The sequence below is a fragment of the Candidatus Acidiferrales bacterium genome (assembly GCA_036514995.1).
Lineage (GTDB): Bacteria > Acidobacteriota > Terriglobia > Acidiferrales > DATBWB01 > DATBWB01.
The window spans coordinates 1-7,708 of record DATBWB010000175.1 but is presented as its reverse complement, the minus strand read 5'-3'; the positions used below and the strand labels follow the sequence as shown (position 1 = coordinate 7,708).

7 protein-coding genes and 1 pseudogene are annotated in these 7,708 nt (G+C 57.0%); 1 reads left to right on the top strand and 7 read right to left on the bottom strand.

The annotated features are described in order from the left end of the window. Window positions 1-639 (top strand): response regulator transcription factor (locus VIH17_11785; GenBank protein ID HEY4683910.1); only part of this gene is annotated, 639 nt, incomplete at its 5' end. A 266-nt stretch (window positions 640-905) separates the two neighbouring features. Here VIH17_11785 and VIH17_11780 read toward each other — a convergent pair. The 7 genes and pseudogenes from VIH17_11780 to wecB form a co-directional block, all read right to left on the bottom strand. Next, on the bottom strand, window positions 906-1,667 hold the full coding sequence (locus VIH17_11780) for an ABC transporter permease (protein HEY4683909.1): 762 nt from the start codon (window positions 1,665-1,667) through the stop codon (window positions 906-908). Then, the gene (locus VIH17_11775; GenBank protein ID HEY4683908.1) at window positions 1,651-2,484 is read right to left on the bottom strand and encodes an ABC transporter ATP-binding protein; all 834 of its coding nucleotides are present in this window, start codon (window positions 2,482-2,484) and stop codon (window positions 1,651-1,653) included. Before VIH17_11775 ends, VIH17_11780 begins: the two co-directional genes overlap by 17 nt. Window positions 2,485-2,543: 59 nt before the next feature. Beyond that, window positions 2,544-3,566, bottom strand: coding sequence for an ABC transporter substrate-binding protein (locus VIH17_11770; protein ID HEY4683907.1), 1,023 nt, complete (start codon window positions 3,564-3,566; stop codon window positions 2,544-2,546). A 24-nt stretch (window positions 3,567-3,590) separates the two neighbouring features. Continuing rightward, a pseudogene (locus VIH17_11765) lies at window positions 3,591-3,935 on the bottom strand (porin). An 80-nt stretch (window positions 3,936-4,015) separates the two neighbouring features. Beyond that, window positions 4,016-4,429, bottom strand: coding sequence for an Rrf2 family transcriptional regulator (locus VIH17_11760; protein HEY4683906.1), 414 nt, complete (start codon window positions 4,427-4,429; stop codon window positions 4,016-4,018). 743 nt (window positions 4,430-5,172) lie between these two features. After that, window positions 5,173-5,583, bottom strand: a complete 411-nt coding sequence (locus VIH17_11755) for a hypothetical protein (protein HEY4683905.1) — start codon at window positions 5,581-5,583, stop codon at window positions 5,173-5,175. A 643-nt stretch (window positions 5,584-6,226) separates the two neighbouring features. Further along, window positions 6,227-7,402: a UDP-N-acetylglucosamine 2-epimerase (non-hydrolyzing) gene (wecB, locus tag VIH17_11750; protein HEY4683904.1), complete on the bottom strand. Its 1,176-nt coding sequence runs from the start codon at window positions 7,400-7,402 to the stop codon at window positions 6,227-6,229. Between the last annotated feature and the right edge of the window lie 306 nt (window positions 7,403-7,708).

Below are 7,708 nucleotides of genomic sequence, written 5' to 3'. Positions count from 1 at the left end.
CCGCTGGTTCTCGAAGAATTCCGTGTCCTGCTCTCCAGCCCGAAGTTTCAACTCCGAGCACAAAAGCTGGATTCAACTGTCCCCTCGGAGCTGAGGAATCTCTCGATCCCTCGCGCTGTAGTTTATGTAGTTGACGCACATGCCCCCTGGCCAGCGACCCACGCAGTGATCGGGGGCATCTTGCAGCGTCACCCCTCGGCACGATTGCTCGTGGTGGCGGAAAAATTCGGTGAGGCCGATGCCTTTCCACTTCTGCGCTTGGGTGTCAAGGGACTGCTCACCTATGCTGAATCACGCCAGCAGTTATCATCGGCTGTGCCCATGGTGGCGGGCGGCGGCTTCTGGGTAGGTCGCCCAATACTTTCTCGCTTCGTAGATTGGATTTTGAGCAGCGCACGCAACCGCCTGTTGAGTACTGGCGTGGCCCCCCAACTCAGCCGACGCGAACAGGAAGTTCTCGGTGCCCTCCTCGAAAACCTCTCGAATAAAGAAATCGCCAACAAGCTGAATATCTCCGAGCGAACCGCGAAGTTTCATGTCTCAAACCTGCTCGCCAAGTTTGGGGTCCGGCGGCGAGTTGACCTTATCATGCTGTGCTACCAAGGCCAGCCGCCTTTGACGGCTCCGGTACGCCGCTGAGGTGGCCGTCTCGTTCAGCGCAATTTTTCACTTCGCGAGGATCCGGCCTTTGCATGGGCTTGACCATCTCAGTGAGAATTCCTCCGAGGGCAGATACTGCCCGTGTAAACGTTTCCATGCTGGCCGTGTTGCGAGCATCATCAAGCGCGTGTAGCTTCGTTTAAGATCTCAGGTTGCGTTGGCGCTCTCAGCACGTACGGCTTGGCTCCGCCGCGGAACGATACCAAACGCCCGAGAAAGCCGCGTTTCAATTCAAAAAGCTGGGACTAGGCCGGCATCGCCGTGCCCCACTTCTGGTGGATCCTTTTCTCAATGGTCCGAAAGAGTAGGCCATCCACCAGGAAGCCAATGGTCACGATCAATACCATCACGGCGACGACTTGGCTCATATCATTCAGGTCGCGGCCCATCATGAGCAGATGGCCGAGGCCGAGGCTCACGAAGATCATTTCCCCGGAGACTAAAGAGCGCCAGGCGAATGCCCACCCCTGTTTCAATCCCGAAACCAGATGGGGGAGGCTGGCAGGCAAGAGCACAAACACAAAGAGGGAAAGGCCGCGCGCTCCCAGATTGCGGCCAGCCATGGAATAGATCTTCGGGACATGGCGAACTCCCAGTTCCGTGCTGATCGTGACAGAGAGCAATGAACCCATCACGACAACGAAAAGGATCGCTTTCTCACTGAGGCCGAACCAGAGCACGGCCAGCGGCAACCAACACAGGCTGGGCAGGCTCTGCAAGCTCACCACCAGTCCTCCCAGGGTTTCTTTCAAGAACCTGCTGGTGGCAATGAGAAGGCCCAACGAAATGCCCAAAACCACCGAGAGGCCGTAGCCCAGAGCTATCCGTCTCGTACTGACGCCCAAGCTGACCCAAAAACTCTGGTCGGTAAAGCCTGCCCGCAAGGCCTCCAGAACGCTTCGGGGAGTTGGGAATAGATAGGGTGGCCAGATCTTCAGCTCCGCAATGAGTTGCCAGAGGGCCAGCAGGAAGAGGTAGAAAAGCAATTGTCTAGCGCCTTTTTTCATGTTGGTACTCCGCTTCCACCGCCTTGTGGATCTCCTCTCGGAGCTGCGCCAGGATTTCCCTGGCGGTCAGGGCCACCTCTGGATCCTCCAAATGGCGAGGCCGCGGGAGTTGAACGCAAAACTGGTTCTTTATTCGCCCGGGGCGGAAGGTCAACATCACGATTCGATCGCCGAGGCGGACGGCTTCGCGGACGTTGTGGGTGACGAAGACAATCGTCTGTCCAGTCTCCGCCCAAATCCGTTCCAGCTCGTCGTGCAGCATGTCGCGGGTCTGCGCGTCCAAGGAGGCAAAGGGTTCATCCATGAGCAGGACGTCAGGTTGGGCGGCAAGCGCCCGCGCTAGGGCCACACGCTGCTTCATGCCTCCGGAGAGTTGATGGATGTAGCTCTCTTCGAACTCAGAAAGATGGACCAAACGCAAGTAATGCTGGCCGCGGGCGCGGCGCTCTCTCTTCGCCAGACCGTTCATGCGCAAGCCGAATTCAACGTTCTCACGCACCGTAAGCCAGGGGAACAAGCCGAGTTCCTGAAAGATTAGAATGCGATCCGTGCCGGGCCCGTCAACGTGGCGGCCGTCCATCCAAACTTCGCCGGCGGTGGGACGATCGAGCCCGGCCATGAGGTTAAGCAGGGTGGATTTGCCGCAACCCGACGGCCCCACAATGCAGAGGAATTCACCCTCGCGTACCTCCAGATGGATGTCCTGCAGAGCCGCGAGAACACCCCGCGGAGTTTCAAAGCACCGAGAAACATTCCGCAAACTGAGTTTGCTTTTCTGGGTTGCAAGCAAGTCAGGAGCTTCAAGAGTGTTCGACATTCTTTTGTCCAAGACAAGTGCAATTCGACGGTCCCTCGCCCCACTTACAGTCCAGATCTTCATGGCACCAGCTTGGCTCCTTTCTCCCTCAGTACCTCGTTCAGGACCGAAAGATCATAGAGGCCCGAAAGATCGGGCCGCTCGCGTCCCAGGAATCCCAACTCATACGCCCAGCGCGCCGAGGTGAAGAGTGAAGACCGGACCGGATCGTAGGTCACATGCAGACGGGAGAAGGAATCGTCCAACACCGCCTGGGGCAACGCCTTGCCAGTCTCTTTCTTGATCTGCTCATTCAAGATCCGTTTTGCCTCTGGCAAATTCTTGTTGATCCACTCGGTCAGTTCGACGTGACCCTGGAGCCACTTCTTGACCAGGGGCCGGTGCTGCTTCAGGAATTTCGTGCTCACAATCAGGTGCGCGGTTACGAACTGACCATTCGGCCATAGTTCGCGCTCGTCAAGAAACAGGCGGCCGTTGGCCTCCCTGATGAGGCGTGAAGCCCAGGGTTCCGGCGCCCAGGCAGCGTCAATTTCTCTCTTGAGAAAAAGCGTGAGCTGGTCGGGATTGGCAATCGGGATCACCTGCACATCCCCACCTTTCTCGCGCAGCCTGAGCTTGTTACCGTGCAACCAGGCGCGCAGGGCCACGTCCTGCGTGTTGCCAAGTTGGGGCGAAGCGATCTTCTTGCCGTGAAAATCTTCTGGCTTTTGAATCCCTACGTCGGCGCGCACGACCAAGGCCGCGCCGCCGCTAGTGGCTCCGGCGACCACTCGCAGGGCTTCGCCCTGCGAGCGCACATACCCTGTGATGGCAGGGTTCGGGCCGATGTAGGTCAGGTCGATCGCCCCAGCAAACAGGGCTTCAATGGCAGAGGGCCCGGCGTTGAATGTTTTCCATTCGATGCGTGCCTCCGTTGCCAAGGCCCTTTCGAACCAGGCGTTCGCTTTGCCGATAAGCGCCTGGGAGTGCGTAATGTTGGGAAAATGGCCGGCGCGGATCACCACCCGCTTGTCTTGTGCCGGAAGATGAGCTGCCGACAGCAGTACGAGCAAAACCATCATCGCCATTCCTTGTTTGCTCACCGTCACTTGGTTTTCTCCCGCCGGCTAATATTGAAATTGCACCTGCGTCAGGAGGGTGTGGCTGAGGCTGGGACGCGCTTCCTCATCCACCACTCCGTAGTTGGCCTGAAACTTCACCCACTTCGACAGATACCAGCTCACGCCCGTGAGATAGGTATTCGTCACCTCGTTGCCCGCTCGACGGTTCGGATCGTAGTTGTCAAACCGGAAAAGACCTTCCCACTGGGATCGGAACCGGTAAGCCAACTGGCTGTACCACCCGCGCTTCCGTATCGAGTCGTCGTGTCCCCAGATGTATTCCGCACGCAACGAATAGAGGTTCCGGACGTAGGTGAATTCTATTCCCGCCCGCTCTCTTGATAACGTTTGTGTTCCGGTGGCGCCGTTGTAATAATTCCCCCCCTGCGCGGTTTTGTACCTTGCCCACGAAAGTCCCGTTAAAAGGAAATCTAGCTACGGTCATGGCAAATGTCGGCAAGGGACGTGTGATCCATAATGCGGGCAGCGGCGTTCCGGACATCAAGGAAAACACGATAAAGCGAACTATGTTTCTTGTCTCGCTCGACCAGCCTTCGGAGAGATTCGGCGTCTCCAAAGGGAGCGAGCGGACCGTCAATGGTGCGAATGATTTCGCCCAGGAAGATCCTCGAGGGAGGACGCCGCAGTCGGTAGCCTCCTTTCGCTCCGCGCACGCTCTCTACCAAGCGGGCGTTCTTGAGCTGAAGCAAGATGAGCTCCAAAAATTTTTCGGGAAGATTTTCCGCCGCCGCAATCTCTCGAATCTTGATCGCACCCTCCGCATATTTCCGGGCAAGCAACATGAGAGCTTGCAGCGCGTACAGGCCTTTCTGGGAGATCTTCACCGTTTCACCATCAACTCTATGGCATCCATCAAGTCGATAAACTTAGTAGACAATGCCAAAACCTTACTAGCATGGTGGGTGCCAAACCCTTTCGCCTGTTGGACGGGCGAAGGCGGAAGTACTCTCCGCGGCAGAGCGGTCATAACCTGGTTGTTTTCTATTGGGTTGCAGCCTTGGCGTGGATGCAGAAGTCCATGAAAACCCAAAGGCCCGCATGCACGCCCCAAGGGGGACCGTGAAAGACCTTGCATTTTCGTGGAAAGAAATTTCTGTCTAGCGCCGCCGTGCATGCCATGGGCAATAACTGCGCGGAATGCGGATGAAATCGCGTCGCATCCACTGCACTTGCCTAAGCAAAATGCTTTAAGCGATGACTTGCGGTTTGAGTAAGACTTTGAAGCATGGTCCGCAGGATGTGGCTCTTCTGTGCTTACTGGGACGCGTGGGTTCGGGTGCAATTATGCATATTGAAGAGATGTGCCTTTGCCCTCGCGGCGGAATTCTTGCGATGGTCCACCCCGAGTTCTCGAGATTCTCGTGTGAGAAAAACCAACGGCGTCTAATCCAGTTGCGCCAAGAACCATAGCGACAAACGGGTTGCTTTTGGCCACCACGAAGGACCCGGACTGTCCTTTGCTCTCGGCCAACCCTACTATCTAAAGCAGCGTCACGTGGTGATCGTGTGCCATTGGAGAGCCGGGACTGGCAATATAGGCCATCGAGCCATGACCCGGAGGGCAATCTCAGAAGACGCGCGCCAGGTTATTCGCTACTGCTGCCCCGTCTATCGAGATTAAGAGGGCAGGTACAATAATTTCGAGCCGGTGCCAGCCTTTGCGGTGGCAGAAGTAACTGAGGCCAAGGTATAGACCCCAACTACTTGCCCGATAGGCGGCAAACGCTGCGTCACTCCCGGCGAAGGGCCGTGCCACTGGATTGAATTCGTGGCCGCCTCGGGAAATGATGCGGCGCGTGGTCCACACATCGGCCACAACTAACGCTGCGGCGCCACCAAAAAGAAACTTCTTCTTGTGGTCCCAAAACTTGTGCTGCTGCTGTGGCTGAACCTTTAAGCGCGGCGCCACCTCGGGAAAGAGGCTCGGCCGAGGCGCGGCCTCAAACATGGTCAAGGATTCGACGCGTGGAGCCAACACTATCTTAAGCTCATGCGAGGGGAGTCTCATAAAAGGAGGGAAAGTTTGCTGTGGATTCTGGCTTTTTTCTTGAGCAACTGCCGACGCTGTCAGGAAAATCCAAACCAGGACAAGTTTTCTGATTTCCTTCATCATGCTGTTGAGAGCTGTTCGGCCCCTGCGCGGGGGCATGGCCTCGTTTTCAGCCCGAGTCCTGATATCCGCCAACTTTCCTGAAGCGGCAAATAGCAGGCCAAAGGGGGCACAGCGGGGGATACTTCGCCCCTGGTCCAATTAGCGCATTCCATTTGTTAGAGATAAGAGCAGGCTTTAAGCATTGTGGGAGTGGAGGAGATACCGGCTACGAGGAAAAGGTTTTCCTTTGAAGTCCCAACTGTTTCTCTTCAAATTAGGTGGATTGCTACCCGCGGCCAACCGGGACTGGCACCTATAAAGTGCCACTCTTGGGAAGTGTTTCTCGAGGTCCCCGACCCGTGTCGCGATGACGCATGTAAGGTTAGTCTATAGCCTGCCGCGGGTTGACGCCCCGGCCATACTCTGGAACTCATGTTCGGTTCGTCTAGTTGAAGTGAAAACGAGATCCGCAGCATGAATGTTCTGGCTAAGAGCGTGGAAAAGCCTGTGTTTCGTATTGCAGTATGAATCAGGCAGCGCTCATCAAGCGGTCCATCAAGATGGCAACGATGCGTTCTGCGGCACGTCCATCCCAGAGTGTGGGTGTCCGGCCTTTCTTCCCTTTCCCAGCGAGAATGGCGCGCGCCGCAGTGAGAATGCGCACTGGGTCGGTGCCGACCACCGTGTTGGTTCCTTCCTCGATGGTAATCGGCCGTTCGGTGTTCTCGCGCAAGGTGAGACAGGGCACGCCAAGCACGGTCGTCTCTTCCTGAATCCCGCCCGAATCGGTGAGAACGAACGTTGCCTCGCTCATCAGGTGGAGGAATTCGAGGTAGCCGATCGGCCCAGTCACTAGGACGCCGCAGTCGGCCTCTGTCCAGCGTGTTCGGACCTTGCTCTGGAGCCCAAATCGCTCAAGCCGCTCCTGGGTACGCGGATGCGCGGGAAAGAGGATGGGAATCTGTTGACCTACCTCGCCCAGGACCTCGAGCAAGGAGGCCAGTTTCTCTTTCTCATCCACGTTGGAAGGCCGGTGCATCGTAAGCACTGCATACGGACGCGGTTTCCCTTCCGTGGCAGACGGCTGCCCATACGGTAGCAGCCCAAGATCACGAAACACAGAGGTCTGGCGCGCGACGCGCAAGAACTTTTGCAAGGAGTCAATCATCACGTTGCCCACCAGATGGATTTTTTCCTCCGCCACACCTTCGCGACGAAGGTTTTCTACACCCGAGGGCTCGCTGGCAAAGAGAAAATCGGAGATGGCATCGGTCAAGAGGCGATTGATCTCCTCGGGCATCGTCCGATCGAAGCTGCGCAAGCCCGCTTCCACGTGGGCAACCGGGACGCACAGCTTCACCGCCACCAGCGCACATGCCAGGGTGGAGTTGACGTCGCCCACGACCACAACGACATCCGGCTTCCAGTCCAACACAACCGGTTCAAAGCGGGCCATGATTTCGGCAGTCTGTTTCCCGTGCGGGCCTGAACCCACTTCGAGATTGATCTGAGGCCGGGGAATGCCAAGTTGATCGAAGAACAGTTGCGAGAGGGCCTCGTCGTAGTGCTGGCCGGTGTGCAGGAGCAAAGTCTCTGCCTCGCCCGACGTAAGCGAGGAAAGGCGATCCATCAGAGGGGCGATCTTTACGAAGTTAGGCCGGGCACCGGCAACGACCAAAACGCGAATTGGTTTAGGCTTGGTCACGACCTGAAGATAGAGAAGGATTTCGTGCGTCGGACTGGGAGGCCGCGCGAAGATTTGCCGCGCGAAGGAATCGCAACAACGCCGGTGCTGCCTCTCACAGGAGCTTTCCTCGCCATCCTATACTTCTCGTCCGACATAGAGCTACTGGCAATTACGAAACGCTGTCGGACACCGCATCCGACTTAGATCAGCCCGCGAGGATACCTCAGAGCTCGAGGACGCTCAACGATGAAAAACAGTTGTAGGGACTCGCTGTTGGCGCCTACGATACGAATCAGGCGGTGGCAGCAGGTGCAGTGGTGGGTG

Coding starts and splice junctions, on each gene's coding strand:
- VIH17_11780 (HEY4683909.1), bottom strand. CDS start 1,667: ATGAAAAAAGGCGCTAGACAATTGCTTTTCTACCTCTTCCTGCTGGCC.
- VIH17_11775 (HEY4683908.1), bottom strand. CDS start 2,484: ATGTCGAACACTCTTGAAGCTCCTGACTTGCTTGCAACCCAGAAAAGC.